Source organism: Streptomyces sp. Y2F8-2 (assembly GCF_014905555.1).
In the GTDB taxonomy this organism is placed as follows: domain Bacteria; phylum Actinomycetota; class Actinomycetes; order Streptomycetales; family Streptomycetaceae; genus Streptomyces; species Streptomyces cynarae.
Genome location: NZ_BNGS01000012.1, coordinates 58,393 through 85,118, shown reverse-complemented (window position 1 = coordinate 85,118; position 26,726 = coordinate 58,393). Strand labels below are relative to the sequence as shown.

Below are 26,726 nucleotides of genomic sequence, written 5' to 3'. Positions count from 1 at the left end.
TCGCTCTCCCGCGCAGCGCTCCGACCGCGCTCGCTTTCGAACGGGGAATTTTACGGAGCGGCGGGGCGGGTCACCAAACCCGCGATGATCACTTCAGCACTTCTGGGGTCCCCCGGCTCGAAGAGCTTGCCGGAAGTTCGAGGACGAGGCCGTGGGCCGACGGCGGGGGCCCGGGGGCGCAGCCCCCGGAAACGGGACCGGTAGCGGGGGCGGCGGAGCCGGGAGGACCCCGCCGACGAGCGGGCCGCCCACCACCGCGGACACGTGCCCCGGCACCACTCGGGATGCCGGGACCAACGCGTCCGTCCCCGTTCAGATGCGGCAGGCCGCCAGCAGTGTCTCGACCTCGTCCGGGACCGCCCGGGCCAGGCGCTCCAGGTCCGGGACCGCCCGGCCGTCCGCGACGAGCCCGTAGTGGACGCGGCCGCGGTACGTGGAGATCGCCACCGCCAGGGACTGGCCGCGGGCCAGGGGGGCGAGCGGGTAGACCTCGGCGAGCGGGTTGCCGCCGAGCCTCAGCCCGAGGCTGGGCAGCGGCACGCTGGTGACCAGGATGTCGAACCAGAGCCGTGCGGCCTGGCTGACCAGCGGTCCGCCCAGCCGGTGCCCCAGCGCCGGCACATGGTCGGCGAGCAGCGCGACGGCGCCCGCGCCCCGGTTGGGCCCGGCGTCCTTGTTGCGGTCCATGGCCGTACGGACCGTCCGCAGCCGCTCCAGCGGGTCCGGATCAGCGACCGGAAGCCGTATCAGGTAGCCGGAGAGCCGGTTGCCCTGTGGGTGCGCGGTGCGCGGCCGGCGCTTGGACACCGGGATGAGCGCGCGCGGCTCGACACCCGCGCTGCCGTCGCCGCGCTCATCCAGCCAGCGCCGCAGGGCGCCCGCGACGACCGCGATCAGCACGTCGTTCACGGTGCCGCCCGCCGACTTCCGCACCCGGTGCACATCGTCGAGGTCGATGGCGACACCGGCCGTACGGCGGGTGCCGCTGGGCTCGGAGGTGAGCGCGGACGAGGAGCGCATGCCGAGGGTGGACAGGGCGACGGAGGTGCCGATGTCGAGAGCGCGCCCCACGTCGGCGAGCGTGCCGCGCAGCAGCCCCGGGAGCCTGCGCACATCGGGCAGGAGGCCCCGGGCGGGCTCCGGCGGGCGCGGCCGGGGCTCGGGCATGTCCATCGGGTCCATGACGGCGGCCGCGAGGGTCAGCGCGCGCAGCCCGTCGGCGAGCGCGTGGTGGAACTTGAACAGCACGGCGAAGGAGGTGCCGTCCTCCCCCGGCAGCACATGCGCCTCCCACGGCGGCCGGCCGCGCACCAGCGCGCGCTCCATGAGCCGCCCGGCCTCGGCGTGGAAGTCGGCGGTGGGCGCGTGCAGCCGCACATGGCGCAGGGGGTCGAAGTCGGGATCGGGCTCCCGGGTCGCGCCGCCCAGGGCGAGCGGGAGGCGCGCGGCGGCGAGGTCGCGCGGCAGGCGTACGTCCGGCAGCCAGACGTCGCGGATCCGCATGCGCAGTCCCGGGACCGCGGCGGCGCGGGCCGCCAGCAGATCCGCGGCATGGGCGCCCGCGGTCGGCGAGTGGCAGGAGAACACGCCGAGGGCACCGAGGTGCATGGGGTGCCGGGCGGACTCGATGTTCCAGAACGCCAGGTCGAGTGGTGCGAGCAGGTCAGAAGTCAATGGCTTGCCTCGCGTCGACGATGAGGGAAGCACGAGTCAACCTCCGACAGACGATTACGGTCAAGTACGATCAGGCTACGTACAGTTAACAGCGGATTAAGTCCCGCCTCGCCGAGAGAGGCGGGACTGATGTGGCGGAAGAGGTCATTTCAGCGGGGGCGGCGCGGCCTGCGGTGCCGTACCCCACCCGGACGGCCGCGCGCCGACCGTGAACTCCAGCGTGCCCAGTCGGCGCAACGCGTCCGTCGTGACGTACGTGCGTTCGTACGCCGTTCCGTCGATGCGCACCTTCTGGACGTACCGGTCGCTCTGTGACGTGCCGGGTGCGGTGACGGTCAGCTTGCCGCGCGGGTAGTACGCCCGGTCGAGCACCAGGTCGACGCGGTCGAAGACCGGGGTGGTCAGACCCCAGGTGGGATAGCCGGGCTGCACGGGGAAGAGGCCGATGGACGACAGCACGTTCCAGGCGGACATGGTGCCGAGGTCGTCGTTGCCGGTCATCCCGGTCGGGCCGTTGGTGAAGAGGGTCAGCGCCGCGTGCACCACGTCCGTGGTCTTCCACGGCTGACCGGTCGACAGATACGTGTAGGGGGCGATCAGGTCCGGCTCGTTCTGCGGGTTGTACGTGGCCGCGTCGTAGTAGGCGTACGCTCCGTGCACCCACACCTCACGTGCGGTCTTCTCCGGGTCCTTGAGCAGCGCGTCGTAGGCGAAGAAGGCGTCGAGCCGGTCATTGGCCGCCTGCCGGCCGCCGATGAGGCCGACCATGCCGGGCAGGTCCTGCGGCACGAGCCACTGGTACTGCCAGGCGGTGCCCTCGTGGAAGCCCTTGCTCCTGGCCGGATCGGCCGGTCCTGCGAAGGCGCCGGACGCCTCGCGGGCGCGGAAGAAGCGGGTCGAGGGGTCGAAGAGGGTGCGGTAGTTCCGCGACCGGGCGGCGTAGCGGGCGGCGTCCGCGGGGTGTCCCAGGTCACGTGCCATCTGGGCGAGCATGGCGTCGGCGAGCGCGTACTCCAGCGTCACCGATCCGCCGTGGTGGTAGTCGGAGTCGCCGGGCTTGGTGTAGGGGCGGCCCTTGATGTAGGGCGCGAAGCCGTGTGCGATGTACTCGCGGTTCGCCTCACGGCCCGTGTACATGGTGTCGGCGGGCGGCAGGCCGTCGGCGTTCTTCTTCAGCGCGCGGTACGCCCGCTCCTCGTACCCCTTGAGCAGCCCCTGATGATAGGCGTGGGTCAGGTACGGGGTGACGGGGTCGCCGCTCATGATGTTCGTCTCGACCGGGCCGTAGCCCCACTTGGGCAGCCAGCCGCCCTGCTCGTCGACCTTCAGCAGGGAGATCGCCATGTCGCGCGCCTCGCGCGGCGCGAGCAGGGACAGCAGCTGGGACTGGGTGCGGTAGGTGTCCCACAGCGACCAGTTCTGGAAGTACGTGAAGCCCTGCGCCCGGTGGACCTTCTGGTCCCAGCCGGTGTAGCGGCCGTCGGCGTCGCTGCCGATGTTCGGCGCGAGGAACGACCGGTACAGCGAGGAGTAGAAGGTGGTGTGCAGGGGGGTGTCACCGCCCTGGACCCGGACGTCATCGAGACGGTCCTCCCAGGCACGGCGGGCGGCCTCCCGCACGGTGTCGAACGAACGGCCGTACGTGGTAGCGAGGTTGACGTCGGCGCCGTGTGCGTCGACGTACGACAGCGCGGTGGTCGCCTCGACGGTGCGGTCCTTGGTGGTGTCGAAGGTGACGTACGCGCCGTTGCGTCCGGGCCCCGCCGACTTCGTCGCCCCCGGGGTGATCGAGTCCTGGTACCAGGTCCCGTGCGCGGTGAACGGCCGGTTGAAGCGGGTGACCGTGTAGACCGTGTACGGCCGGGTGGAGCGGCAGAAGCCGCTGCCCGTGATCTCGGTGCGCACGGTGCGGTCGTCGAGGATCTCCACCTTGGAGGACACGTTCTTGTGCAGCGCCTGGCCCGCGTTGAGCAGCACGTTCGCCTTGTCGGTGGCCGGGAAGGCGTAGCGCTGCACGGCGGTGCGCTGGGACGCCGTCAGTTCGGCGTCGATGCCGCTGTCGAGGCCGACCCGGTAGTAGCCGGGGCTCGCCTGCTCGTTCGCGTGGCTGAACACGGCCGCGTACTTGGCGTAGTCCGTCTCGGTCACGTCACCCGTCGTCGGCAGCACCGGCAGGTCTCCTCCGATGGCGCAGCCGACGCCGGAGAGGTGCACGAGGGAGAAGCCGCGGATCCGGCTCTGGGTGTGGTCGTAGCCGGTGTTGTGCCCGGTGTCCGGGGAGAACTGCACCATGCCGAAGGGCACGGCGGCGCCGGGGAAGGTGTTGCCCTCGTCCTGCGTGCCGATGAACGGGTTGACCAGACCGGTGAGCCCGCCGTCGCGCGGCTCGGCGGCATGCGCGGCCGGCGGGAGGCACAGCGTCGCGGCCACCACCGTGCTCGCGGCGGCGAGGCGCAGGCGCCGGGTGCGTCTCATCTCGGAAGACCTCCGGAGGATCGATGTCGTCGAGCACATGGTGGTGGCGGGGCGTCAGTTTCCCGGGCAGCCGGCGGGGTTGTTCCGTGACGCGTCGCAAATCAGCACCTGGTGCGCGACCCGCAGACGCGTCGTCCGGCTCGGGAACCCGGCGGGAGCGGGTGAGCAGACCGCGGTCGACATCCACGAGTCGTGGGTGAGCCGGAGCCGCCCGCGCGGGCCGATCGGCCGGCCGGCGGGCACGCTGAAGATGCGGCGGTACCCCATACGGTCCTCGTGCCGCTCGATGCCGGAGAGCTGCGACTTCACGGGATGGGGAACGAGGGTGTGCGCGCCGAGGTTCTTCCCGAGCGGCGGCCGTTCACCCGCCCGTGCCGCCCGGCGGTGCTACCGGGCCGGGGCGGTGTCGTAGTCGTTACGGGCTTGTTCGACCTCGTCCAGGTGCTCGGCGGACCATTGTGCGAGGTGGGCGAAGAGCGGGGCGAGACTGCGACCGAGTGCGCTGATCTCGTACTCGACCCGTGGGGGGACCTCCGGGTGGTACGTGCGCACGATCAGCCCGTCGCGCTCCAGTTGCCTCAGCCGCTGGGTCAGCACCTTGGGCGTGATCCTGTCGATGCGCCGCTGGAGTTCGACGAAGCGCTGACGGCCGTGGGCGTGGAGGCTCCACAGGATGGGGGTCGTCCAGCGGCTGAACACGATGTCGACGACCGGGGCGATGGGACAGGCGAGTTCGGGGTCGGTCCCGGCCGACGCCGCCCAGGTCGCTTCACCGGCCATGCGCACCCCTTTGGGATAGCCACTTTCCTGTAGGTACCTACTATACCGACGGTGTTAGCGTCCCTGTGTCTCGACAACCACCGTGAAGAAACAGGGAGTTGACCATGTTCGTAGTGACGGGGGCGACCGGCAACGTCGGCCGGGCGCTGGTGCAGATCCTGGTGGCCGGCGGCGAGCAGGTGACCGCGACGTCGCGTGGGATCTCGGAGGCCGACATGCCGGAGGGCGTCCGGCGGCGGACGGCGGACCTGACCGACCCGGAGAGCCTATGGCCCGTGTTCGACGGCGCCGATGCGCTCTTCCTGCAGAACGGCGGCCCCAGTGCGCACCTGCTGAGCCCGCGGGACATCCTGGACGTCGCCAAGGCCGGCGGTGTCGGACGGGTGGTGCTGCTCTCGTCGCAGGGGGTCGTGACCCGGCCGGAGTCGGGCTCGCACGGGGGCGTCGCCCGCGCCATCGAGGACGCCGTACGGGAGTCGGGCCTGGAGTGGACGATCCTGCGACCCGGCGGCTTCCACTCCAACGCGTACGCCTGGGCCGAGCCCGTCCGTACCCGGCGGGCCGTCGCGGCACCGTTCGGAGACGTCGGACTGCCCACCGTCCACCCGGGGGACATCGCCGAGGTCGCCGCGGCGGCGCTGCGCGAGGACGGTCATCACGGCCGCGTCCACGAACTGACCGGGCCGTCGCTCACCACGCCCCGGCAACGGGCGGAGGCGATCGGCGACGCGCTCGGCGAACCCGTACGGTTCATCGAGCAGACCCGCGACGAGGCCCGCGCGGAGATGGTGCGGTTCATGCCCGAGCCGGTGGTCGAGACCACCCTGGCCATCCTGGGCGAGCCGACCCCCGCCGAACAACGCGTCAGCCCCGACGTCGAACGCGTCCTCGGCCGCCCGCCCCGCGCCTTCGCCGACTGGGCCCGGGAGAATGTCGCCGCCTTCCGCTGACGTACCAGCCGGTGTCGGCCAGGGCCCGCAGGGACTACGACACCCGCTGCCCCTTCCCCAGCGCGATGACTCCGCCCTTCGACACCGTGTACAGCTCGGCGTCCCGCCCCGGGTTGACGCCGATCGTCGCGCCCGGGGGTACCTCCACGTTCTTGTCGAGGACCGCTCCGCGGACGATCGCGCCGCGGCCGACGTGGACGTTGTCGTGCAGGACCGAGCCCTGGACGACGGCGCCCGGGTCCACCAGGACGCCCGGGGACAGGACCGACCGCGTCACCTGGCCCCGGATCAGGCACCCGGCGCTGATGATCGACTCGCTGGCGATGCCGCCCGAGTTGAAACGGGCCGGTGACAACTGGTTGGAGTGCGTGTAGATGGGCCAGTTGCGGTTGTAGAGGTTGAAGGCCGGGCGCTCCGCGATCAGGTCCATGTGCGCCTCGTAGTACGCGTCCAGGGTGCCCACGTCCCGCCAGTAGCCCCGGTCGCGACTGGTCTCGCCGGGCACGTGGTTGGCGCTGAAGTCGTACAGCTGGGCCTCGCCGCGCTCGGTGAGCTGGGGCAGGATCGAACCGCCCATGTCGTGCACCGAGGTCTGGTCCTCGGCGTCCCGCTGCAACGCCTCGATCAGCGCCTTGGTGGTGAAGATGTAGTTGCCCATGGAGGCGAAGACGGTGTCGGGGTCGCCCGGCAGCCCGGGCGGGTCGGCGGGCTTCTCCAGGAAGCGTTCGACCGTCTGGCCGTCCGAGCCGGGCGTGATCACGCCGAAGGAGGAGGACTCCGCGCGCGGCACCCGTATGCCCGCGACGGTCACGCCCGCCCCGCCCTCGATGTGCTGTGCGAGCATCTGCCGCGGGTCCATGCGGTAGACGTGGTCGGCGCCGAACACCGCCACGTACTCCGGCTGTTCGTCGTGGATCAGGTTCAGCGACTGCAGGATCGCGTCCGCGCTGCCCAGGTACCAGCGCGGACCGAGCCGCTGCTGGGCCGGTACCGGGGTGACGTAGTTGCCGAGCAGGCTGGACATCCGCCAGGTGGTGGTGATGTGCCGGTCCAGGGAGTGCGACTTGTACTGCGTGAGCACGCAGATGCGCAGGATGTCGCCGTTGACGAGGTTCGACAGGACGAAGTCCACGAGGCGGTAGGTCCCGCCGAAGGTCACGGCCGGTTTCGCGCGGTCGGCGGTCAGCGGCATCAGCCGCTTGCCCTCCCCGCCGGCCAGTACGATTCCCAGCACCGAAGGTCCACCGCGCCGCATGCCGCCGCCCCTCTACGCCCGGTTGTGCTGCACTTTGCTGATTACTACCCCTGTTTGAGGACATCCTCGTACAGGCGGACCGTGCGCCGGGCCACCGCGTCCCAGCCGAACTCCCCCGCCGCGCGCTCCCGTCCGGCCTCGCCCATCCGCCGCGCGGCCACCGGATCGGCGAGGACGGCGTCGAGAGCACGCGCGAGGTGCTCCTCGAAGCCGTCGTCCACGTCGACCAGCAGGCCGGTACGGCCGTCGTCCACGACCTCCGGGATGCCGCCGGTGCGCGAGGCCACCACGGCGGTGCCGCACGCCATGGCCTCCAGGTTGACGATGCCGAGCGGCTCGTACACCGACGGGCAGACGAACACCGTGGCATGGGTGAGGAGCTGGATCACCTCGGGGCGCGGCAGCATCTTGGGGATCCAGTGCACGCCCTCACGGCCCCTGCTCAGCTCCTCGAACAGGTCACGGAACTCACGGTCGATCTCGGGGGTGTCCGGCGCGCCCGCGCACAGGACGACCTGGGCCGCCGGGTCGATGTGCCGCACCGCGCGCAGCAGATGGGGCACGCCCTTCTGGCGGGTGATCCGCCCGACGAACAGGACGTAGGGGCGGTCCGGGTCGACGCCGATGCGGGAGAGGACGTCCGTGCCCGGGTCCGGCCGGTACAGGGTGGTGTCGATCCCGTTGTGCACGACGTGGACCCGTGCCGGGTCCAGGGCCGGATAGCAGGTGAGGATGTCGTCGCGCATGGCGCCGGAGACGGCGATCACCGCGTCCGCGGCCTCGATCGCGGTGCGCTCCGCCCAGCTGGAGAGCGCGTACCCGCCGCCGAGCTGTTCGGCCTTCCAGGGGCGCAGCGGCTCCAGCGAGTGCGCGGTCATCACGTGCGGGATGCCGTACAGCAGCTTGGCGAGGTGGCCGGCGAGGTTGGCGTACCAGGTGTGGGAGTGGACCAGCTCACGGCCCTGGAGGGCGGCGGTCATGGCCAGGTCCACGGAGAAGGTGCGCAGCGCGTCGTTGGCGGAGTCGAGGCCGGTCCACGGCCGGTGGCGTATCACCCCGCCCGCGCCGCCCTCACCCCAGCAGTGCACGTCGAGGTCGACGAGGGAGCGCAACTCCCGGGCGAGGAACTCGACATGGACGCCCGCACCGCCGTACACGTCCGGCGGGTACTCCCGGGTCAGCAGTCCCACACGCACCCGGTACCCCCTGTCTCAGCGGCTGGTTCCCACATGGTCACCCAGATGCGGCCGTTGCGGAAGACCACCTGTGTTCACTCGCGCCCCGGCGGGCGGTCGAAGCAGCAGTCGCCGCACAGTCCGCCCGCGGGCAGCCGGTAGTAGAGGCAGCAGCTGCGGCGGCGGCCGGCGGGGTCAAGGGTGCCGGACAGGTCGGGGTGCGCGAACAGTCCCGCGGCGAGGGAGCGGGCCCGCTCCCCCACGTCCGTACGGCCGGTCTCCCGCGCCCAGCGGTCGATCATGCGGACCGTGCCGGCGAGCGCGGAGCCCGCGTTGCCCCACAACAGCCGTGCGGAGACGCCGTGGCGCGCGCTGAGGACGGCCATGAGGGGCGCGAGGTGCCCCTCACGCACGACCGCGTCGAGCGAGGCGACGGGCAGCGGGCGCACCTCGCTCAGCCAGAGGTCGTCGGGCACACCGCCCTCCGGGTCCCAGCGCAGCAGCTGGGGATCGAGGTCGGGCACCCGCCCGTACAGCGCCGCACTGCCCAGCGCGACGGACCAGATCCGGGCCGCCAGGCCCTGGTGGGCGAGGGAGGCGGCGACCCGGGGTTCCGGTGCCCGGAGACTGTGCGCGACCTTGCGGATGCGTTCGGCCAGCGGATCCGCGCCGCCCTCCGGCGGCTCGGACGCGTACGCCTGCGCCAGCGTGGGCAACGCCCCACGCGGCGGTGCTCCGGTGCGCAGGACGAAGAAGCCGCCGAGCGCGCCGAGCGCCGAGAGGTCGGGGTCGATGTCCTCGAGGTCCACAAGGTCAGTACTACCAAGCGCGCTCCGGGCTCCGGGCTCCGGGCTCGGCCTGGGGACCGGCCCGTCGGCGCCCCTCTCGGGGATGAGAGAAACGCTCTCGTACTCCATCGGCAGTATGACCCAATGGGTGCTCAGGGACGACGACGGGGAACAGCCTCGGGCGGCATCGTGTTGACCATGGAAGAAGACCGTTCGTCGCGCCGGGCCGCCCGCTCCGGCCCCACGCGAAGGAGTCGCTGATGAGCGCCCTCGCGTTGTCCGTGCTCCTGTCGCTCGTCTCCGCCGTCGCGTACGCGGGCGGGGCGATCGTGCAGGAGCAGGTGGCCGTGTCCGCGCCCGGCCGGTCCTACGCGCCGCTGCGCAGGCCGGCCTGGTGGGCGGCGGTCGTGCTGAACGGTCTCGGCGGACTGCTGCACGTGGCGGCGCTCGCCTACGGCCCCTTGAGCCTGGTCCAGCCGCTGGGCGCGCTGACCATCGTGTTCGCGCTGCCGATGGCGGCCCTGTGCGTGGGTCGCCGGGCGGGGACGACCGCCTGGCGCGGTGCCGTCATGGCGACCGTGGGTCTCGCGGTCCTGCTGTCCCTGGTCGGGGTCTCCGACACGCACTCCCTCGGCGGTGCCCAGCGGTTGACGCTGGCCCTGGTCACCGCCGGTGGCGTGATGGCGCTGATGGTCGCGGGACGGGCGACGCACCGGCATCCGGCGGTCCGCAGCGTGCTGTTGGCGGTGGCGTCCGGTGTCGCGTTCGGCATGTCGTCGGTGTTCACCAAGACGGTCGCGGTGGACTGGACCGGCGGGGTCTCCCTCGCGGACCTGCCGAGCCTGGCGGCGATAGGCGTCTTCGCGACGGCCGGTCTGCTGCTGTCGCAGGCCTCCTACCGGGGCGCGGGCCTCGCGGCACCCCTCGCCACGCTGACCGTCGTCAATCCGGTGGCGGCGGCCGCGGTGGGCATCACCCTGTTCGGCGAAACCTTCCGCTACGGCATCACCGGCACGGTGCTCGCCCTGGTCTGCGGTGTGCTCGCCGCCGGCGGACTGATCCTGCTGACCACGGAGCGGATCGACGGCGATCGGCGCCCGACGGCGGTCGGCGAGGCCGTCACGGGGGCCGTGGGCGAGCCGTGGCCGAAGGCGCGGCCGGTCCCGGAGCCCGCGACGCCCGTGCGGAAGACGGTCCCGGGCGGGCAGGGCATGGTGGAGAAGGCGTACGAGGACTGGCATCCCGGCGCGTACGGCGTGCCGTCGCGCCCGTACGACCCCCTGCACACCGGGGTGTTCATTCCGGCGCCCGTCCCGGACCGGTATCGCGCTCGGGCCGGGTCCTGACCGGTCCGGTCCCGTCGGACTGCATCGGCCCGCCCGGTGTCAAACGGGTACGCCACCCGCGCGGAGATAGGCGACCGGGTCGATGTCGCTGCCGAACCCGGGCCCCGTCCGCACCTCGAAGTGCAGATGGGGACCCGTGCTGTTGCCCGTGGAGCCGGAACGGCCGATGCGCTGGCCGGCCACCACGCTCTGCCCGTCCTTGACGGAGATCGCCGACAGATGGGCGTACTGCGTGTAGCGGCCGTCGGCGTGCCGGATGACCACCTGGTAGCCGAAGGAACCGCCCCAGCCGGCACCGACCACCTGCCCGGCCGCGACGGCCCGCACGGAGGTGCCGGTCGGCACGGGGAAGTCGACGCCGGTGTGGTAGCCCTTCGACCACGCCGACCCGGCGGCGTGGTAGCGAGTGCCCGTAGCGGCGTTCACCGGGGCGACCATGGGGTGGGTGGGGGCGCTGTGGTGTGAAGGCGTCTTCCGGGGGGTCGACTTGTGGGTTCCCTCGGACGTCTTGTGGGTCCGCTCGGACGTTTTGTGAGTCGTCGCCTCGGACGTCTTGCGGGTCCGCTCGGACGTTTTGTGAGTCGTCGCCTCGGACGTCTTGCGGGTCCGCTCCGGCGTCGCCTCCGGGTGCGCCGGGGCCTTGGCCGCCTTGCCCGCCTTCGCCCGCAGGTTCAGCCGCTGCCCGGGCAGGATCAGGTCCGGGTCCGCGCCGACCGTCGTCCGGTTGGCCGCGTACAGCCCCTGCCAGCCGCCCTGGACGTGGTGGGAGTCGGCGATGCCGGAGAGCGTGTCGCCGTGCACCACGGTGTACATCTCGGTGGTGCCCGCCTGTGACTGGGGCGTGGTCTGCGGTTTCACGTCGCGCACGGAACGTTTGACGGTCGCCGGCGCGGTCTGTGATGTGCCCGGGCCGGATCCGCCCCGGGTCAGACCCGCGCGTGCGGAGCACACCGGCCAGGCGCCGGGCCCCTGTCCCTCGAGGACCTTCTCGGCCACGGCGATCTGCTGGTCCCTGGAGGCCATATCCGCGCGCCGCGCGTACGCCGTCCCCCCGTAGGCCTCCCAGGTCGACTGCGTGAACTGCAGTCCCCCGTAATAGCCGTTGCCGGTGTTGATGCCCCAGTCGCCGCTGGACTCGCAGGCGGCGACCTTGCTCCAGGTGTCCACGTCGGCCGCGTGCGCGACGCCGGTGCCGATGAGCGGGAGTGCCATGCCGGCGCCGCCCGCCGTGACGGTGAGCGAGGCGCGGTTGATCCTTGTCGGCTGATACCGGCGGTGCCGGCCGCGTACGGCCATGGAAAGCCCCCTCGACATGCGTCAGGAGGGGCAAAAGTAAACGCCGCGAACAGGCCATGACAAGACGGGGAATCGGTCGCTCCGTCGCGTCAACTGGCCGGGAATCGCGCCTGGTTGCGGCCGGCGGAGAGAACTGCCGGGGTCCGCGCGTGACGCCGGCTCCTCGGTGGGAGACCCCGGACGGCGGCGGGAGATCGCGTACGGCGTCGGGAGATTCCGGATGTGCGGCGGGTGTACCGGCGCGTCACGATGGTCACCAGGCAATACTGACCAGCACGAGCGGCACCACCCTTCGATGATGTCGTCCGGACCGAACCGGCACCGCCGATTCCAGGACCTCTAGGAGCCAACCGTTATGAGCACTTCAGCCCAGATCGGCGTCACGGGTCTCGCGGTCATGGGCCGCAACCTCGCCCGTAACTTCGCGCGCAACGGCTATGCGGTCGCCCTGCACAACCGGACCGTGTCACGGACCCATGAGCTGGTGAAGGAGTTCGGACACGAGGGCGACTTCGTGGCGACCGAGTCCGCTGAGGACTTCGTGGCGGCGCTGGAGCGGCCACGGCGCCTGATGATCATGGTGAAGGCGGGCGGGCCGACGGACGCCGTGATCCAGGAGTTCGCACCGCTGCTCGAGCCCGGTGACATGATCATCGACGGCGGCAACGCGCACTTCGCGGACACCCGCCGCCGCGAGAAGGAACTGCGGGAGCGGGGCATCCACTTCGTCGGCACCGGCATCTCCGGAGGCGAGGAGGGCGCGCTGCACGGGCCGAGCATCATGCCGGGCGGCTCGGCCGAGTCGTACGAGTCGCTGGGCCCGATGCTGGAGAAGATCTCCGCGAAGGCGAAGGACGGCGCGCCGTGTGTGACCCACGTCGGCCCGGACGGCGCCGGGCACTTCGTGAAGATGGTGCACAACGGCATCGAGTACGCCGACATGCAGTTGATCGGCGAGGCGTACCAGCTGCTGCGCGACGTCGCCGGCTACTCCCCCGCCGAGATCGCGGAGATCTTCCGCACCTGGAACACCGGCCGCCTGGACTCGTACCTGATCGAGATCACGGCGGAGGTGCTCTCCCACGTGGACGCGGCGACGGGCAAGCCGTTCGTGGACGTGGTCCAGGACCAGGCGGAGCAGAAGGGCACCGGCCGCTGGACGGTGCAGATCGCGCTGGACCTCGGCGTTCCGGTGTCCGGCATCGCGGAGGCCGTCTTCGCCCGCTCGCTGTCCGGGCACACGGCGCTGCGCGAGGCGTCGCGGGGCCTGGCCGGGCCCAAGGCGTCGCCGCTCGGCACGTCCGAGGCGGCGGCCTTCGCGGACCGGGTGGAGCAGGCGCTGTACGCGTCGAAGATCGTGTCGTACACGCAGGGCTTCCACGAGATCGCGTCGGGCAGCGCGGAGTACGGCTGGAACATCGACCTCGGTGAGGTGGCGTCCATCTGGCGCGGCGGCTGCATCATCCGCGCGGCGTTCCTCGACCGCATCCGCGCGGCGTACGACGCCCGGGCGGACCTGCCGAGCCTGCTGTCGGACGAGACGTTCGCGCAGGAGATCGCCGCGGCGCAGGACGACTGGCGCGAGGTCCTGGTGGCCGCGACCCGCCAGGGCGTGCCGACGCCGGGCTTCTCGGCGGCCCTCGCCTACTACGACGCCCTGCGCGCGGAGCGGCTGCCGGCCGCGCTGACCCAGGGGCAGCGTGACTTCTTCGGCGCGCACACCTACCGGCGGACGGATCGTGCGGGGTCGTTCCACACGCTGTGGGGCGGGGACCGGTCGGAGGTCGAGGCGTAGGGCGCAGGGCGGCTCAGAGGCCGGGCGGCTCGGGGCTTCGGGGGCGGCGGGCTCGGGGGCTTCGGGGGTGGGCGCCTCGGGGGCTTCGGGGGCGGGCGGCTCTGGGGTCGCCGGACGCCGGCGTGCCCGTCCGTCGGCGTCCGGGTACGGCAGTGGCCGCGGAGTGGCCGGAGACGGCAGTGGCCCGGTGCACGGGGGTTTCCGCCCGTGCACCGGGCCGGTGTGCTTTCCGTGTCGGGGCGTCCTACGAAAGGGGCGGCCCCGGTTCTCCGGGTTCGGGGACGGGGTCCGGGCCCGGCGGTTTCGGGATCGGCGACGGGGGCGGCTCCGGCGTGGGCACCGGCCCCGGGCCGGGGTGCGGGCGGTCGGGGCCCGGTTCGGGGTGCGGGCGGTCCGGACCCGGTCCCGGCGGCACCGGCTCGGGTCCCGGGGGCGTGGGGCCGGGTGCCGGAGGTGTCGGCTCGGGTCCCGGTGGCGCGGGTCCCGGTTCCGGGGGTGCGGGCTCAGGCCCCGGCGCGGGGCCCGGTTCGGGGGTCGGCTCCGGTCCCGGGGTCGGTCCCGGTCCGGGTGGTGGTCCCGGCTGTGCGGGATCGGGGAGCGGATGCGTCATCGTGTCCTCCAGCCAGTCGTACGTCGGCCTGGACTTGTCCCCCGGGTACCCGGGCGCCGTACGGGCACTCACCCCGTTGCGGGACGGGCCGGGGCCCGACCGGGCCACCGCGGTCCGCCGCGGCCGGCCGGGCACAGCGCACGGCGGCGCCGCCACCGGTCAGCCGTGTGAACCGTTCCGAGGGCCGCGTGAACCGTTCCGAGAACCATGTGCCGCTGCGGTGGCCGCAGCGGCGAGTCCGAGCTCCGGGCTCGACAGGACGGGGACGGTGGTCGCGGTCAGGTGCCGGGCCGGGGCCATGGACGCCTGGGCGAGGACGATCGCGTCGGCGTCGGTGACCGAGTCGGCGGCGTCGGCGATCAGGCGGAGGTAGCCGTCGGTGTCCCCGGCCTCGAAACGCGCCCATGCGTCGTCGACGAGCAGGGTGCGCGGTTCGACGTGACCTCGGCCCACCGCCTCCTCGCGCACCAGGGCGACGGTCGGCTCGAGGGTGCTCTCCAGCGCGGCTACGACGACGATCCGGGGCCCTGTGGCCACCGCGGCCGCGGCCATCGGCCGGTCCACGCGCAGCACCGGCACACCGACGTCCGCGCGCTCGGCGACCGCGCCGATGGTCGAGCAGGTGCACAGCACGGCGCGTGCGCCCGCCGCGGCGGCCCCTCGCAGGACGTCCCGGACGTCGTCGGCCACGACGCCCGGGCCGTACGCGCGGGCGCGGTCCAACAGCTCCGTCGCCACGTGGTGCGTCAGGCCGAGCCCCGGATGGGCCGCGTCGCGCAGGGTCTCGAAGACGGGGACGTGGACCGGCGAGGTGTGCAGCAGGGCGAGCGGGCCGGTGTGCGGGGTCACCCGGCGGCCACGGCCTGCGGACTGCGCTCCTGGTCCGATCCCGGTACCGGGGCGGACGGGTCGGCGCCCAGGGCCACGATCCGGTTCTCACCGTCCACGTGCACCACCCGCGGCCGCAGGCTCCGTGCCTCGGCGTCGGAGACCTGGGCGTAGCTGATGATGATCACGAGGTCGCCGGGGTGGACCAGGTGGGCCGCGGCTCCGTTGATGCCGATGACACCCGAGCCGCGTTCGCCCTCGATGACGTACGTCTCCAGGCGGGCACCGTTGGTGATGTCGACGATGTGGACCAGCTCCCCGGGGAGCAGGTCGGCGGCGTCGAGGAGATCGGCGTCGATGGTCACCGATCCCACGTAGTGCAGGTCGGCCTGGGTGACGGTGGCACGGTGGATCTTGGACTTGAACAGAGTACGCAGCACTTTGGACTCCTGAAAGACGGCTCCCTGCCTGCTTTGTGCAGGTCAAGGGCGGTCTTTACTGTACACCGGCACGCGTCGGAGTTGATGATTGTGAGGAACATCGCTTCATTCAGACGACAGGGTTCCCTGCCTGCATTTCCGTGCGAACCAGGCTGTTGTGACGCCGCCGATCAGACGTCTGCCAGGAAGACCCTCTGGGGACTGATGCTGATCAGACGCTGACTTGCTTGACGATACGTCAGTTATGAGAAGTTGGGCGCGCCGCGTGACGGTCAGGACCCCAATGACCGCCGTGACCACGCCGATCGCAGGTACGAGCGGGGGAAACACCGGGCCGGACGGGCCGAAAGCCGCCTTGCCGAGGATGAGCGACGCCACCAGCGTGACGGCGTGGGACTCAAACATGCCCTGGTCCAGGTTGTCGCCGCATTGGAGGAGCCAGCCATCGGGCCGGACTGCTGGGTCGGCTGTCCGCGGGACAACGACAGCGCCTGCGCTGCCCGCCGTCGCAGGCGTGCTCGGTGGACCGGCCGATGCTGGCACTGCTCAGCGACCGGCGGTCCTGTGCCGGCAGCCGGCCCTTCGAACGCATAAGTTGGACGTGGTTGGCACCTGTCCGTCGTACCTTCCCAGGCGCTGCTGTCACAGAAAGGGGAACCGACGGAATGCGAGCTGGAGAACCACGAAAATCCATCCCATAGAACTGTCAGACGATCATCACGCTCAGCAGCCAACGCCCCTCACGGGCTCAGTCCGCGAGGTCGGCCTTGCCGAACAGGACCGCGTAACTGGAGGGGAGCTGGCTGATGATCTGATTCAGCTCTCCGCCGGTGACAGCGTCGGCGACGGTGGTCAGGACCGCGCTGGCGTCCCACTGCGCCGTACGAGGTCGGGCATGGGTGCGCTCGGCGACCCGGCGGTAGAACTCTTCGATCCCGAAGCTTCGCGCCTGCTGCGGCGCGGCATGGTCCAGGACTTGTCCCAGCGGGCCGGGCAGCTGGGATGCGAGGTCCTTGACCTCTCCCGGGCTGATCCGTTGGGCCAGCACTTCGAGCACGGCGTTGGTGACGTCCGCGGCTTCGTCCTGGTCGTTGTATTCGCCTCGCTCGCGCACACGGGCGAGGAACCCATCGTATTTCATAGTTGACTTCCTTCTGCCTTGGTCACCGCTGGTCATGGGGGGCGCCCGGTGCGCCGTCGGGGCGGCCGGGTCCGTCCGCCGGCGCGTAGCTGCCGTTCGCAACGCCCTTGGCCCGAGACTCACGCAGGGCACGGCGCAAACGCCCGGAGCCCCAGGAACGGCCGCCCACCGCCTGTTCGAGTCGGTCGCCGCTCGTCGGGCCGGCTTCTTGGAGCGCGTGGGTCATCTGTTCGATCTCGTCGTCGAGGCGTTGTCCGGCCGTGGCGGACGTACGACTTGCCGTGCCCGCGGTGCCGGCCATCCTCGGCGAATACAGGGTGCTGCCCGGTCCGGTGCCCGGGCGGTAACGGCGGGCTCCGGCGCGCTCCTACTCCCGGCGGCGGGCGGTGCGGTCGGCGATTTCAGGACCTCGCTCACCGTCAGGCGGACCTGGTTCGCTCCCGCGTACGCCACGAAGAACGTCAGCGAGACCAGCAGGAAAAACCACCAACGGTGGGGAGTCGCGTAGCGCGTCTCCGCCGCCGTGAGGGGCGCCGACCCGGCCGCAGTGCCGGATGGGTGCCCGGAACCGCGGCGCTCGCGTCTCAGCCGCTGCTCTCGGTACTTTCACTCCTCTCGGTGATCTCGACGTGTCGCGGCTTTGCGACGTCGGCCTTGGGGACGGTGATGCTGAGCACTCCGTCCTGCATCTCAGCCTTGATCTTGTGGGTGTCCAGTTCTCCGGGCAGCCGCAAACGGTACTCGAAGGCTCCGACGCGGCGGGTGCTGCGGCGCAGGACACCCTTGCGTTCCCGCTCCTTGATCTCTCCGGTGACCACGAGTTCGGGACCGTTGGCCTCTACGTCAATGTCCTTGCTCTTCACACCGGGGAGTTCGATCTCTATGTGGAACGCGTCCTCGGACTCCGACACGTCCGCGAGTGGCGTCCACGCAACCGCGGGTGCCGCGCCCACCGTCGACTCCAGCAGGCCGCTCATCTGGTTGAGCAGTTCGTCGAACTCGACCAGGGGGTTGAGAGGGGTGGGTGCCCAGACGGGCCGTTCCTGCAGGCCGCCACCGCGGTGGCGCCGGACGGGCATGGCCATCGCCATCGCCTCCTTCTTCCTTCTCGTGATCTCGTCGTCCGCCATGCGTCATGCGAGCCATGCGGACTCCTTGTGACGTATGCGTGGGGAGACGTCCGAGTGGCCCGCGACAGCTGACGTGCCGGTGGTGCCGGGTACGGCCGAGTGCCCCAGGTGCCGGTGCACGAAGTGGATGGCCATCGCGCCCTCACCGGCCGCGGAGGCCACCCGCTTCACCGAGCCGCTGCGGACGTCCCCGACCGCGAAGACCCCGGGCAGGCTGGCCTCCAGGGTCATGCACGAGCGCCCGCGGCCGTGCCACACCTCGGGGGAGGCGCAGGCTTCCTGAGCCTCCGGCCCGGTGAGGACGAAGCCGCGGGAGTCGAGGGCGATGATGCCGGCGAGCCACTCGGTGTGAGGGTCGGCGCCGGTGAAGACGAACAGGCTCCGTACCGCGAGCCGGCGGTGCCCGCCCGTGCGGTTGTCGACCACGTCGAGCTCCTCCAGCGCTTCCTGGCCGATGACCTCGGTGACCTCGGTGTGCAGCATGACCTCCACCCGCGGATGGCGCTCGACCTGGTCGACCAGGTAGCGGGACATGTTGGCCTCAAGGCCGGCTCCTCGGACCAGCAGGTGCACCTTCGGTGCGTATCCGGCGAGGAACAGCACCGCCTGGCCCGCCGAGTTGCCTCCGCCGACGACGGCCACCGGGTCGGTGCGGCACTGCTGGGCCTCGTAGACGGTCGCCGAGTAGTGCACGCTCGTTCCCTCCAGGCGTTCGATGCCGGGCACCTGGAGCCGGCGGTAGCGGGCACCCATGGCCAGGACGACGGCGCGGGCGGCGATCTCGCTGCCGTCGGCGAACGCCACCACGTAGTGGTCGTCGTCCTTGGGATGGAGACCGGTCGCCTCCAGCGGAAGGCTGATCCTGGCGCCGAACTTGTCGGCCTGGAGCACGGCGCGTTCGGTGAGTTCGGCGCCGGAGATGCCGGATGGGAAGCCGAGCAGATTCTCGATGCGGGACGACGTGCCGGCCTGGCCGCCGGTGGCCATCGCCTCCACCACCGTGGTGCTCAGGCCCTCGGAGGCGGCGTACACCGCGGCAGCGAGGCCGGCGGGTCCGGAGCCCACGATGAGGACGTCGCCGTGGCGGTTTCCGGCGGGTAGTGACGGCAGGCCGATGAGCCGGGCCAGTTCCGCGTTGCTGGGGTTGCGCAACAGGGTGGTGTCCCGCCAGATGACGAGCGGTGTCTCCTCCGGGCTGACGCCGAAGCGGCGCAGCAGCTCCTCGGCCTCCTCGTCGGTCTCCAGGTCGATCCAGCGGTGCGGCAGCCGGTTGCGGACGGCGAACTCGCGCAGCCGTCTGGTGTCGGGCGAGTAGCGCGAGCCGATGATGCGGAAGCCGGCGCCCTGTCCGACGAGCAGCGCGCGACGGCCCAGACAGGCGCGCAGCACGATGTCCCCGATGGTGGAGTCCTGGGACACCAGGTGGCGCAACTGGTCCAAGGAGACGACAAGGACCTCGCCCGGCTCCCTGGCGACAGCGGTGTAGAAGGCCACTTGTCCGTACAGCAGGCCGAGTTCGCCGATGAAGCGACCGGGGCCGTGCACGCGCAGCACGTGCTCCTCGGGAGTGCCGTAGTCCTCGACGACGGCGACGGAACCGCTGAGGACGACGAAGAACGTCTCGCAGCGCTCCCCCTCCCGGATCAGCACGTCGTTCGGAGCCATGCTCCGGCGTTGCCCGTGCTCCGCCAGACGTGCTATCTGGTCCTCCGTGAGGCGCGGATACGCGCCGTAGATGTCCGGGGTCTCCCAGAAGGCGGCCTCGTCCGCCTTCTCCGGCACCGGTTCTTCGCCCGGCAGCGACTGGCGGCCGGACATCAGACGAACGCCTCGTGAACGTAGCACCAGCGCCAATCCTCGTCGGGCTGGAACGACTGCACGATCGGATGGGCGTCGGCAGCTGCGTGCCTGCGCGCGTGCTTGTTCGGCGAGGAGTCACAGCAGCCGACGTGCCCGCAGGTCAGGCAGAGCCTCAGGTGGACCCACGGGGAGCCGAGCATCAGACACTCCTGACACCCTTCTGGGGTCAGCGGCTTGACCGGCCGGACGAGCGCGAGGTGGGGGTCTGCATGCAGGGTCATCCGGATCACCCTTTCCGGGCGGTGATCGACTGTTCCACCCACCGGCGCAGAGCGGGGGCGGGCGCCGCCCCCGCCTGCCGGGCGACCGTCTCGCCCCGGTCGAGGATCAGCAGTGTCGGTACGGCCTGGACCCCGAAACGCTGCGACAGTCGCGGGTTCTTGTCGACGTCGACCTTGACGAGTTTGATGCGGCCGGCGAGGTCGGTGGCCACCTTCTCCAGCGCCGGACTGACCATGCGGCAGGGGCCGCACCAGGTGGCCCACAGGTCGACCACGACGGGGACGTCGGCCCGCTCGGCGACCTCGGTGAAGTCGTCGTCGCCCGCGTCCACCATCCACGGCAGGGGCTGCTTGCAGTGGCCGCACTTGGGGCGGCCCTCCGCGGCCACGGGCACCCGGTTGGTCCGCCCGCAGTGGGGACAACTGACGGTCGTCGCCTGCATCGTGCTCATGCCGCCCGCGCTCCCTTCACGTCCTCGGGCTGGTCGTAGGTGACTACCAGCTCTCCATGTTCGGCGTCGACGCGGACCGTCGCGCCGTCCTGGACGTCACCGCGCAGCAGGGCGCGCCCGACCATCGTCTCGACCTCGTGGGAGATGTAGCGGCGCAGCGGCCGGGCCCCGTACACCGGGTCGTAGCCCTGGTGGGCGATCAACTCCCGGGCCGCCTCGGTGAGTTCGACAGTGATGCGGCGTTCGGCGAGCCGGCGGCGCAGCTCGTCGAACTGCAGCTCCACGATCCGCTCGATCTGCCGCTCACCGAGCGGTTTGAACAGCACGATGTCGTCGACGCGGTTGAGGAACTCCGGGCGGAAGTGCCCGCGCAGCTCGCCCATCACCAGGGCGCGGGCGTCCGGCTTGATCTCACCCTCGGCGGTGGCGCCGTCGAGGAGGTGCTCGGAGCCGATGTTCGACGTCATGATGATCACGGTGTTACGGAAGTCGACGGTGCGGCCCTGAGCATCGGTGATGCGGCCGTCGTCGAGGATCTGCAGCAGGGTGTTGAAGACATCGGTGTGCGCCTTCTCGATCTCGTCGAACAGCACAACGGAGTACGGCTTGCGGCGTACGGCCTCGGTGAGCTGGCCGCCTTCCTCGTAGCCGACGTATCCAGGTGGTGCGCCCATGAGCCGGCTGACGGTGTGCCGCTCCTGGTACTCACTCATGTCGAGACGGACCATGTTCTCCTCGGAGTCGAACAGGGCCGCCGCGAGGGTCTTGGCCAGCTCGGTCTTCCCGACGCCGGTGGGGCCGAGGAAGATGAACGAGCCGATGGGGCGGCGCGGGTCGCGGATGCCGGAGCGGGCGCGGATGATGGCGTCGGCGACGAGTTTGACGGCCTCGTCCTGGCCGATGACGCGCTCGCGCAGGATCTCGTCGAGGCGCAGCAGCTTCTCGCGTTCGCCCTCCTGGAGACGGGCGACGGGGATGCCGGTCCAGGCGGCGACGATCTCGGCGATCTCCTCCTCGGTGACAACCTCGCGCAGCAGCCGGTTCTGCCCTTGTTTGGTGGCCAGCTGCTCCTCCTCGGCCTTCAGCCGGCGCTCCAGGTCCTGGAGGCGGCCGTAGCGGAGTTCGGCGGCGCGGTTGAGGTCGTAGGCGCGTTCGGCCTCCTCCGCCTCGTGGCGGACCTGCTCCAGTTCCTGGCGTAGCTCCTGCACGCGGCGGATGGCCTGCCGTTCGGCCTCCCACTGAGCACGTTTGGCGTCGGCCTCGCCGCGCAGGTCGGCCAGTTCCTTGCGCAGTTCCTCCAGGCGAGCTTTGCTGGCGGCGTCGGTCTCCTTCGACAGGGCCGCCTCCTCGATCTCCAGGCGGGTGACGCGGCGGGTGATCTCGTCGAGTTCGGCGGGCATCGAGTCGATCTCGGTACGCAGCCGGGCGCACGCCTCGTCGACGAGGTCGATGGCCTTGTCGGGCAGGAACCGGTCGGTGATGTAGCGGTGACTGAGGGTGGCCGCGGAGACCAGTGCGGTGTCCTGGATCTTCACGCCGTGGAAGACCTCGAGGCGTTCGCGCAGTCCGCGCAGGATGGAGATGGTGTCCTCCACGCTCGGCTCGTCGACCAGCACCTGCTGGAAGCGGCGTTCGAGGGCGGCGTCCTTCTCGATGTGCTTGCGGTACTCGTCGAGGGTGGTGGCGCCGATCATGTGGAGTTCGCCGCGGGCGAGCATCGGCTTGAGCATGTTGCCCGCGTCCATGGCCCCTTCGGCGGCGCCCGCGCCCACGACGGTGTGGAGTTCGTCGACGAAGAGCAGGATGCGTCCCTGGGCGGCCTTCACCTCGGACAGGACGGCCTTGAGTCGTTCCTCGAACTCGCCGCGGTACTTGGCGCCGGCGACCAGGGAGCCCATGTCGAGAGCGAACACCGTCTTGTCGCGCAGGCCCTCGGGGACGTCACCGCGAACGATGCGCTGGGCCAGGCCCTCGACGATGGCGGTCTTGCCGACGCCGGGATCGCCGATGAGGACGGGGTTGTTCTTGGTCTTGCGGCTGAGGATCTGGGTGACGCGGCGGATCTCCGCGTCACGGCCGATGACCGGGTCCAGCCGCCCGGACCGAGCCTCGAGGACGAGGTCGCGGCCGTACTTCTCCAGAGCCTCATAGGCCACTTCGGGGTTGGCGGAGGTGACGCGCTGGTTGCCGCGGACCTGGGTGAGCGCGCTCAGGAACGAATCCCGGGTCACGCCGTGCTCCTTGAGCAGGCGTCCGGCGGCGGTCGCCGAGCCCTCCTCGGCCAGGGCGAGCAGGAGGTGCTCCACGGACACGTACTCGTCCTTGAGGCGTTTGGCCTCCCGCTCGGCGGCATCGAGCAGGCGGGACAGGCGCTGAGTGACGAAGACCTGGCCGGGTGCCGCGCCGGGACCGGTGACCTTCGGGCGGCGGGAGAGTTCCTCGCGCACGGCCGCGCGCAGCTCCTTCGGCTCGGTGCCGGCCTGTTGCAGCAACCGTGGGATCAGACCGTCCTCCTGATCGAGAAGCGCGAGCAGCAGGTGTTCCCCGTCGACCTCGGTCTGCCCCATGCCGACGGCCGCGCTCTGGGCCTCCTGGAGTGCTTCCTGGGACTTCTGCGTGAGACGGTTCATGTCCATGGGGGTGTTTCACTCCTCGTACCGGCGCGGCGCAGGGCGGCTTCGAGCATGCTGATGCGGTCCAGCAGGTCGAGCACCAGGCCGATGGATGCGTAGTTGAGGCACAGCCCGGTGCGCAGCCGCTGGACGCGGGCAAGGGCGGCCGGTGCCGTGGGTTCGAACACCAGCCCTCCGGAGGCGTCGCGCTCGGCCTCGACCAGGCCCAGAGCGACGAACCGGCGGATGAGGTCGGGATGGACCCCGGAGCGGCGGGCCACGGTCTGCAGGGAGAGCCTGGGCACCGGCACGATCGCGTACCGGACGCGTGCCGGCGCGGGAGTTGTCAGCCGAGACGCCGGGCGCGCCCCGGCGCGTGGGTCACTCATCGTGTCCTCCTGGGGTCGAACGAGGAGACGGCGGCGAGCTCCTCGAAGAGTGCGCGCTCCCGGTCGCTGAGCCTGGACGGCACCATGATCCGGAGCTCGGCGTAGAGATTGCCGTTCGTGCCGTGCGGGTTCGGCATGCCCTCACCGCGCAGCCGCAGCCGCCGGCCGCTGGACGAGCCCGCGGGCACGCTGACCTTCGCCGTCGCCCCGCTCGGCGTGGGCACCGGAACCGTCGCGCCCAGCGCGGCCTCCCAGGGTGTGACCGGAAGCTGCACGTACACGTCCCGGCCGTCGAGGCGGAACTGGGGGTGCGGCTGGATCCGCACCCGCAGGTACAGGTCCCCCGCGGGGGCGTCACCGTTGCCCCGGCCGCCCTCGCCCGCCAGCCGGATACGCTGCCCGTCGGTGACACCCGGTGGCACGTCGACCTCGTACCGCCGCGGCTGCCCGGTGGGACCGGCGAGCGTGACGGTGCGATGACCTCCGCGGTAGGCCTCCTCGACGGTGAGCGGCAGTTCGGCCTCCTGGTCGGCTCCGGGGACACGCACCCGTCCGGCGCCCCCGAAGAACGAGCCGAACAGGTCGTCGACGTCGACGCCCTCCGCGCCGAAGCCGCTGGTGGCGTACCGGACCCGGGGGCCGTCCCCGGTGGACCAGCGGAAGCCGCCGCCGGGTCCCGCGCCGGCACCGACCCGCTCCTCCCAGTCCTCGGGGACCTTCCGGAAGTCCTCGCCGAAACGGTCGTAACGGGCCCGCTGGTCGGGGTCGGACAGGACACTGAAGGCCTCGTTGATCTCCTTGAACCGCTCCTCCGCCGCGGGGTCCTTGTTGACGTCCGGGTGGTACTTGCGGGCCAGCTTGCGATACGCCCGCTGGATCTCGTCCTTGTCGGCGTCTCGCGGGACCCCGAGAACCTCGTAGAAGTCGCGTGCCATGGCCGCTCACTCCCGCTTGGCGACGGTCACGGCGGCCGGCCTCAGCTGCCGCTCGGCCTCGCCGTAGCCGGGGCGCAGCACCTGCGCCACGGTGTTCGGTTCGGCGTCGGGGTCCTGGACCACGCCGACGACCTCGTGCCGGGAGGGGTCGAACGGGACGCCGGTCTCGGCGTGACGCTCGTAACCAAGGCGTTCGAGGATGGACACGGCCTGGTCGCGCACGGCGCGAACCCCCTCGACGATCGCCCCGGGGTCGGAGCCCGCGTGGTTCAGGGCCAGTTCGAGGTTGTCGACGACGGGAAGGAAGGCCGCGGCCGTGCGGGCGCGTTCGAGCGCGCGCTCCCGGTCCAGTTCCCTGGCGTGTCGCTTGCGCAGGTTGTCCAGATCGGCGAGAGCACGCCGCCAGCGGTCCTCGACCTCTTTCAGCGCGGCCGCGTACTCGTCCTCGACCCCGGCCGGACCGGTGGCCGCGTCGGGCCCCGGTTCGGCCTGCGTGGTCGGCGGCGCGGGCTCGGGCAGGTGGCCCTGCGGCGGTTGTCCGGCGCCTTCGGGCGGTAGGTCGGACGATCGGTCCTGGGGAGAAATCGGCATGGCCGGCACCTCAGCCCTTGTCGAACTCGGCGTCGATCACGTCTTCGTCGGCGCCGGCACCGCCCTGCCCGGCGCCGTCCGGCCCGGTGGTGTCCGACGGACCACTCGCCGCCGCGGCTTCGGCCTGGTGGGCGGCGAGCCCGGCGTAGACCTGCTGGAGTTCGGAGATCAGCGGCCTGACCTTGTCCACTCCGGCCTCGTTCTTGACCGCGTCGCGGGCCTCGGCCACCAGCATCTCGGCGCGCGCCTTTTCGTGCGCGGGCGCGGCGTCGGCCAGTTCGTTCAGGCGCTTTTCGACCTGGTAGGCGATCGCGTCGAGTTCGTTGCGGGCGTCGACGGCCTCGCGGAGTGCCTGGTCCTGGCCCCGGTTGCTTTCGGCTTCCTGGACCATGCGTTCGACCTCGCTCCGGTCCAGGTTGGAGCTCTCGCTGATGGTGATGCCCTGTTCCTTGCCGGTGTCCTTGTCGCGCGCGCTGACGTTGAGGATGCCGTTGGCGTCGATGTCGAAGGTGACCTCGATCTGCGGTTCGCCCCGCGGCGCCGGCCGGATGTCGGTGAGCTGGAACCGGCCGAGGACCCGGTTGTCGGCGGCCCGCTCGCGCTCGCCCTGGAGGACGACGATGTCGACGGCCGGCTGGTTGTCCTCGGCGGTGGAGAAGGTCTCGCTGCGGCGCACCGGGATGGTGGTGTTCCGCTCGATGATCTTCGTCATCACTCCGCCGCGCGTCTCCACGCCCAGGGACAGGGGGGTGACGTCGAGCAGCAGGACGTCCTTGACCTCGCCCTTGAGCACCCCGGCCTGGATCGCGGCACCCAGGGCCACGACCTCATCGGGGTTGACGCTCATGTTGGGGTCCTTGCCGCCGGTCAGTCGACGCACCAGGGCCTGGACGGCGGGGATGCGGGTGGAACCGCCGACGAGGATGACCTCGTCGATGTCGCTCTCGCTGACCTTGGCGTCGGCCATGGCCTGCTGGACCGGACCGAGGCAGCGCTCCACCAGGTCGCCGGTGATCTGCTCGAACGTGGACCGCATGATCGAGTCGGTGAGATGCTTGGGCCCGGAGGCGTCGGCGGTGATGAACGGCAGGCTGACCTGGGTCTGGGTGACGGAGCTGAGCTCGGTCTTGGCCTTCTCGGCCGCCTCGAACAGGCGTTGCAGCGCCTGCGGGTCCTTGCGCAGGTCGATGCCGTTCTCCTTCTGGAAGTCGTCCGCGAGGTAGTCGACCAGACGCCGGTCGAAGTCGTCGCCGCCCAGATGGCTGTCACCCGCCGTGGAACGCACCTCGACCACGCCGTCGCCGACATCGAGGATGCTCACGTCGAAGGTGCCGCCGCCCAGGTCGAAGACGAGAACGGTCTCGTGCTGCTTCTTGTCCATGCCGTACGCGAGGGCGGCCGCAGTCGGCTCGTTGATGATCCGCAGCACTTCCAGTCCCGCGATCCGTCCGGCATCACGGGTCGCGGTGCGCTGGGCGTCGTTGAAGTAGGCGGGCACCGTGATGACCGCCTCCGTGACCCGTTCCCCCAGCTGCTTGGAGGCGTCGTCGGCGAGTTTGCGCAGCACCAGGGCACTGATCTCCTCAGGCGCGTACAGCTTGTCACGCACCTTGAAGCGGGCCTCGCCGTTCTCTCCCGGGACGACGTCGTAGGCGACGGCCTTGGCCTCGTCGGGGATCTCGTCGAAGTGCCGGCCGATGAACCGCTTGGCCGAGTAGATGGTGCCCTTGGGATTGAGGATCGCCTGGCGGCGGGCCAGCTGGCCCACCAGGCGCTCGCCGGTGTCGGTGAAGGCCACGACGGACGGTGTCGTGCGGTTGCCCTCGCTGTTGGGCACGACGGACGGCTCGCCGCCCTCCCACACCGCGATCACCGAGTTGGTGGTGCCCAGGTCGATGCCCACTGCCTTGGCCATGAGGAACTCCTTCCGCGGCGGTCGACGTCCGTCGGCGACCGTTCATCCTCCGGGCCCTGTCCGCCCGG

General features: G+C 71.3%; 24 protein-coding genes. 3 read left to right on the top strand and 21 right to left on the bottom strand.

Going from position 1 to position 26,726, the window contains the following annotated elements:
* Positions 1 to 312 precede the first annotated feature (312 nt).
* From SY2F82_RS32750 to SY2F82_RS32735, 4 genes are all read right to left on the bottom strand, one after another.
* Entirely contained in the window at positions 313 to 1,674 is a 1,362-nt protein-coding gene (locus SY2F82_RS32750; RefSeq protein WP_200421899.1) for a wax ester/triacylglycerol synthase family O-acyltransferase, read from the bottom strand.
* Positions 1,675 to 1,818: 144 nt separating this feature from the next.
* Entirely contained in the window at positions 1,819 to 4,149 is a 2,331-nt protein-coding gene (locus tag SY2F82_RS32745; RefSeq protein ID WP_200421900.1) for a GH92 family glycosyl hydrolase, read from the bottom strand.
* 54 nt (positions 4,150 to 4,203) lie between these two features.
* Complete coding sequence (locus tag SY2F82_RS32740; protein ID WP_200421901.1) at positions 4,204 to 4,458, bottom strand: hypothetical protein; 255 nt, start codon at positions 4,456 to 4,458, stop codon at positions 4,204 to 4,206.
* A gap of 78 nt (positions 4,459 to 4,536) precedes the next feature.
* Positions 4,537 to 4,929, bottom strand: a complete 393-nt coding sequence (locus SY2F82_RS32735) for a helix-turn-helix domain-containing protein (protein ID WP_200421902.1) — start codon at positions 4,927 to 4,929, stop codon at positions 4,537 to 4,539.
* A gap of 104 nt (positions 4,930 to 5,033) precedes the next feature.
* Between SY2F82_RS32735 and SY2F82_RS32730 the strand changes: the two genes are divergently transcribed.
* Positions 5,034 to 5,879, top strand: a complete 846-nt coding sequence (locus tag SY2F82_RS32730) for an SDR family oxidoreductase (protein WP_200421903.1) — start codon at positions 5,034 to 5,036, stop codon at positions 5,877 to 5,879.
* Positions 5,880 to 5,913: 34 nt separating this feature from the next.
* Here SY2F82_RS32730 and glgC read toward each other — a convergent pair whose 3' ends face one another.
* The 3 genes from glgC to SY2F82_RS32715 form a co-directional block, all read right to left on the bottom strand.
* Positions 5,914 to 7,134, bottom strand: coding sequence for a glucose-1-phosphate adenylyltransferase (gene glgC, locus SY2F82_RS32725; protein WP_200421904.1), 1,221 nt, complete (start codon positions 7,132 to 7,134; stop codon positions 5,914 to 5,916).
* 44 nt (positions 7,135 to 7,178) lie between these two features.
* Positions 7,179 to 8,330 (bottom strand): glycogen synthase, encoded by a 1,152-nt coding sequence (glgA, locus tag SY2F82_RS32720; RefSeq protein ID WP_200421905.1) that lies wholly within the window; start codon positions 8,328 to 8,330, stop codon positions 7,179 to 7,181.
* Between the two features lie 74 nt (positions 8,331 to 8,404).
* Positions 8,405 to 9,118, bottom strand: a complete 714-nt coding sequence (locus SY2F82_RS32715; RefSeq protein ID WP_236041832.1) for a (2Fe-2S)-binding protein — start codon at positions 9,116 to 9,118, stop codon at positions 8,405 to 8,407.
* Positions 9,119 to 9,357: 239 nt separating this feature from the next.
* Here SY2F82_RS32715 and SY2F82_RS32710 point away from each other — a divergent pair, with 239 nt between their 5' ends.
* A complete protein-coding gene (locus SY2F82_RS32710) occupies positions 9,358 to 10,443 on the top strand; it encodes a DMT family transporter (RefSeq protein WP_200421907.1) in 1,086 nt (361 codons plus the stop codon).
* 39 nt (positions 10,444 to 10,482) lie between these two features.
* Here SY2F82_RS32710 and SY2F82_RS32705 read toward each other — a convergent pair whose 3' ends face one another.
* Entirely contained in the window at positions 10,483 to 11,739 is a 1,257-nt protein-coding gene (locus SY2F82_RS32705; RefSeq protein ID WP_200422751.1) for a transglycosylase family protein, read from the bottom strand.
* 355 nt (positions 11,740 to 12,094) lie between these two features.
* On the opposite strand from SY2F82_RS32705, the gene gndA reads away from it, so the two are divergent.
* Positions 12,095 to 13,534 (top strand): NADP-dependent phosphogluconate dehydrogenase, encoded by a 1,440-nt coding sequence (gene gndA / locus SY2F82_RS32700; RefSeq protein ID WP_200421909.1) that lies wholly within the window; start codon positions 12,095 to 12,097, stop codon positions 13,532 to 13,534.
* A 769-nt stretch (positions 13,535 to 14,303) separates the two neighbouring features.
* Here gndA and SY2F82_RS32695 read toward each other — a convergent pair.
* The 13 genes from SY2F82_RS32695 to dnaK form a co-directional block, all read right to left on the bottom strand.
* Positions 14,304 to 14,993: an aspartate/glutamate racemase family protein gene (locus tag SY2F82_RS32695; protein WP_200421910.1), complete on the bottom strand. Its 690-nt coding sequence runs from the start codon at positions 14,991 to 14,993 to the stop codon at positions 14,304 to 14,306.
* Positions 14,990 to 15,412, bottom strand: coding sequence for an aspartate 1-decarboxylase (gene panD, locus SY2F82_RS32690; RefSeq protein WP_200421911.1), 423 nt, complete (start codon positions 15,410 to 15,412; stop codon positions 14,990 to 14,992). The genes SY2F82_RS32695 and panD overlap by 4 nt, the downstream gene beginning before the upstream one ends.
* Positions 15,413 to 16,160: 748 nt before the next feature.
* Positions 16,161 to 16,553 carry a DUF2267 domain-containing protein gene (locus SY2F82_RS32685; protein WP_067043084.1) on the bottom strand — a complete coding sequence of 131 codons (393 nt, stop codon included), beginning with the start codon at positions 16,551 to 16,553 and terminating at the stop codon, positions 16,161 to 16,163.
* Between the two features lie 22 nt (positions 16,554 to 16,575).
* The gene (locus tag SY2F82_RS32680; protein ID WP_236041833.1) at positions 16,576 to 16,854 is read right to left on the bottom strand and encodes a hypothetical protein; all 279 of its coding nucleotides are present in this window, start codon (positions 16,852 to 16,854) and stop codon (positions 16,576 to 16,578) included.
* A 283-nt stretch (positions 16,855 to 17,137) separates the two neighbouring features.
* Positions 17,138 to 17,638, bottom strand: a complete 501-nt coding sequence (locus tag SY2F82_RS32675; RefSeq protein ID WP_200422146.1) for an Hsp20/alpha crystallin family protein — start codon at positions 17,636 to 17,638, stop codon at positions 17,138 to 17,140.
* A gap of 48 nt (positions 17,639 to 17,686) precedes the next feature.
* A complete protein-coding gene (locus tag SY2F82_RS32670; protein ID WP_200421912.1) occupies positions 17,687 to 19,501 on the bottom strand; it encodes an FAD-dependent oxidoreductase in 1,815 nt (604 codons plus the stop codon).
* Positions 19,501 to 19,764, bottom strand: coding sequence for a UBP-type zinc finger domain-containing protein (locus SY2F82_RS32665; RefSeq protein ID WP_200421913.1), 264 nt, complete (start codon positions 19,762 to 19,764; stop codon positions 19,501 to 19,503). The genes SY2F82_RS32670 and SY2F82_RS32665 overlap by 1 nt, the downstream gene beginning before the upstream one ends.
* Before the next feature lie 5 nt (positions 19,765 to 19,769).
* Positions 19,770 to 20,216, bottom strand: a complete 447-nt coding sequence (trxA, locus tag SY2F82_RS32660; protein ID WP_200421914.1) for a thioredoxin — start codon at positions 20,214 to 20,216, stop codon at positions 19,770 to 19,772.
* The gene (gene clpB / locus SY2F82_RS32655; protein WP_200421915.1) at positions 20,213 to 22,852 is read right to left on the bottom strand and encodes an ATP-dependent chaperone ClpB; all 2,640 of its coding nucleotides are present in this window, start codon (positions 22,850 to 22,852) and stop codon (positions 20,213 to 20,215) included. The genes trxA and clpB overlap by 4 nt, the downstream gene beginning before the upstream one ends.
* Positions 22,843 to 23,217 (bottom strand): chaperone modulator CbpM, encoded by a 375-nt coding sequence (locus tag SY2F82_RS32650; RefSeq protein WP_236041834.1) that lies wholly within the window; start codon positions 23,215 to 23,217, stop codon positions 22,843 to 22,845. The genes clpB and SY2F82_RS32650 overlap by 10 nt, the downstream gene beginning before the upstream one ends.
* Entirely contained in the window at positions 23,214 to 24,152 is a 939-nt protein-coding gene (locus SY2F82_RS32645; protein WP_200421916.1) for a DnaJ C-terminal domain-containing protein, read from the bottom strand. The genes SY2F82_RS32650 and SY2F82_RS32645 overlap by 4 nt, the downstream gene beginning before the upstream one ends.
* Positions 24,153 to 24,158: 6 nt before the next feature.
* Positions 24,159 to 24,743, bottom strand: a complete 585-nt coding sequence (locus tag SY2F82_RS32640; protein ID WP_200421917.1) for a nucleotide exchange factor GrpE — start codon at positions 24,741 to 24,743, stop codon at positions 24,159 to 24,161.
* 10 nt (positions 24,744 to 24,753) lie between these two features.
* Positions 24,754 to 26,658, bottom strand: a complete 1,905-nt coding sequence (dnaK, locus tag SY2F82_RS32635; protein ID WP_200421918.1) for a molecular chaperone DnaK — start codon at positions 26,656 to 26,658, stop codon at positions 24,754 to 24,756.
* Between the last annotated feature and the right edge of the window lie 68 nt (positions 26,659 to 26,726).

Coding starts and splice junctions, on each gene's coding strand:
- SY2F82_RS32745 (WP_200421900.1), bottom strand. CDS start 4,149: ATGAGACGCACCCGGCGCCTGCGCCTCGCCGCCGCGAGCACGGTGGTG.
- SY2F82_RS32735 (WP_200421902.1), bottom strand. CDS start 4,929: ATGGCCGGTGAAGCGACCTGGGCGGCGTCGGCCGGGACCGACCCCGAA.
- SY2F82_RS32730 (WP_200421903.1), top strand. CDS start 5,034: ATGTTCGTAGTGACGGGGGCGACCGGCAACGTCGGCCGGGCGCTGGTG.
- glgC (WP_200421904.1), bottom strand. CDS start 7,134: ATGCGGCGCGGTGGACCTTCGGTGCTGGGAATCGTACTGGCCGGCGGG.
- SY2F82_RS32710 (WP_200421907.1), top strand. CDS start 9,358: ATGAGCGCCCTCGCGTTGTCCGTGCTCCTGTCGCTCGTCTCCGCCGTC.
- SY2F82_RS32705 (WP_200422751.1), bottom strand. CDS start 11,739: ATGGCCGTACGCGGCCGGCACCGCCGGTATCAGCCGACAAGGATCAAC.
- gndA (WP_200421909.1), top strand. CDS start 12,095: ATGAGCACTTCAGCCCAGATCGGCGTCACGGGTCTCGCGGTCATGGGC.
- SY2F82_RS32685 (WP_067043084.1), bottom strand. CDS start 16,553: ATGAAATACGATGGGTTCCTCGCCCGTGTGCGCGAGCGAGGCGAATAC.
- SY2F82_RS32680 (WP_236041833.1), bottom strand. CDS start 16,854: ATGGCCGGCACCGCGGGCACGGCAAGTCGTACGTCCGCCACGGCCGGA.
- SY2F82_RS32675 (WP_200422146.1), bottom strand. CDS start 17,638: ATGGCCATGCCCGTCCGGCGCCACCGCGGTGGCGGCCTGCAGGAACGG.
- SY2F82_RS32670 (WP_200421912.1), bottom strand. CDS start 19,501: ATGTCCGGCCGCCAGTCGCTGCCGGGCGAAGAACCGGTGCCGGAGAAG.
- SY2F82_RS32665 (WP_200421913.1), bottom strand. CDS start 19,764: ATGACCCTGCATGCAGACCCCCACCTCGCGCTCGTCCGGCCGGTCAAG.
- trxA (WP_200421914.1), bottom strand. CDS start 20,216: ATGAGCACGATGCAGGCGACGACCGTCAGTTGTCCCCACTGCGGGCGG.
- clpB (WP_200421915.1), bottom strand. CDS start 22,852: ATGGACATGAACCGTCTCACGCAGAAGTCCCAGGAAGCACTCCAGGAG.
- SY2F82_RS32650 (WP_236041834.1), bottom strand. CDS start 23,217: ATGAGTGACCCACGCGCCGGGGCGCGCCCGGCGTCTCGGCTGACAACT.
- SY2F82_RS32645 (WP_200421916.1), bottom strand. CDS start 24,152: ATGGCACGCGACTTCTACGAGGTTCTCGGGGTCCCGCGAGACGCCGAC.
- SY2F82_RS32640 (WP_200421917.1), bottom strand. CDS start 24,743: ATGCCGATTTCTCCCCAGGACCGATCGTCCGACCTACCGCCCGAAGGC.
- dnaK (WP_200421918.1), bottom strand. CDS start 26,658: ATGGCCAAGGCAGTGGGCATCGACCTGGGCACCACCAACTCGGTGATC.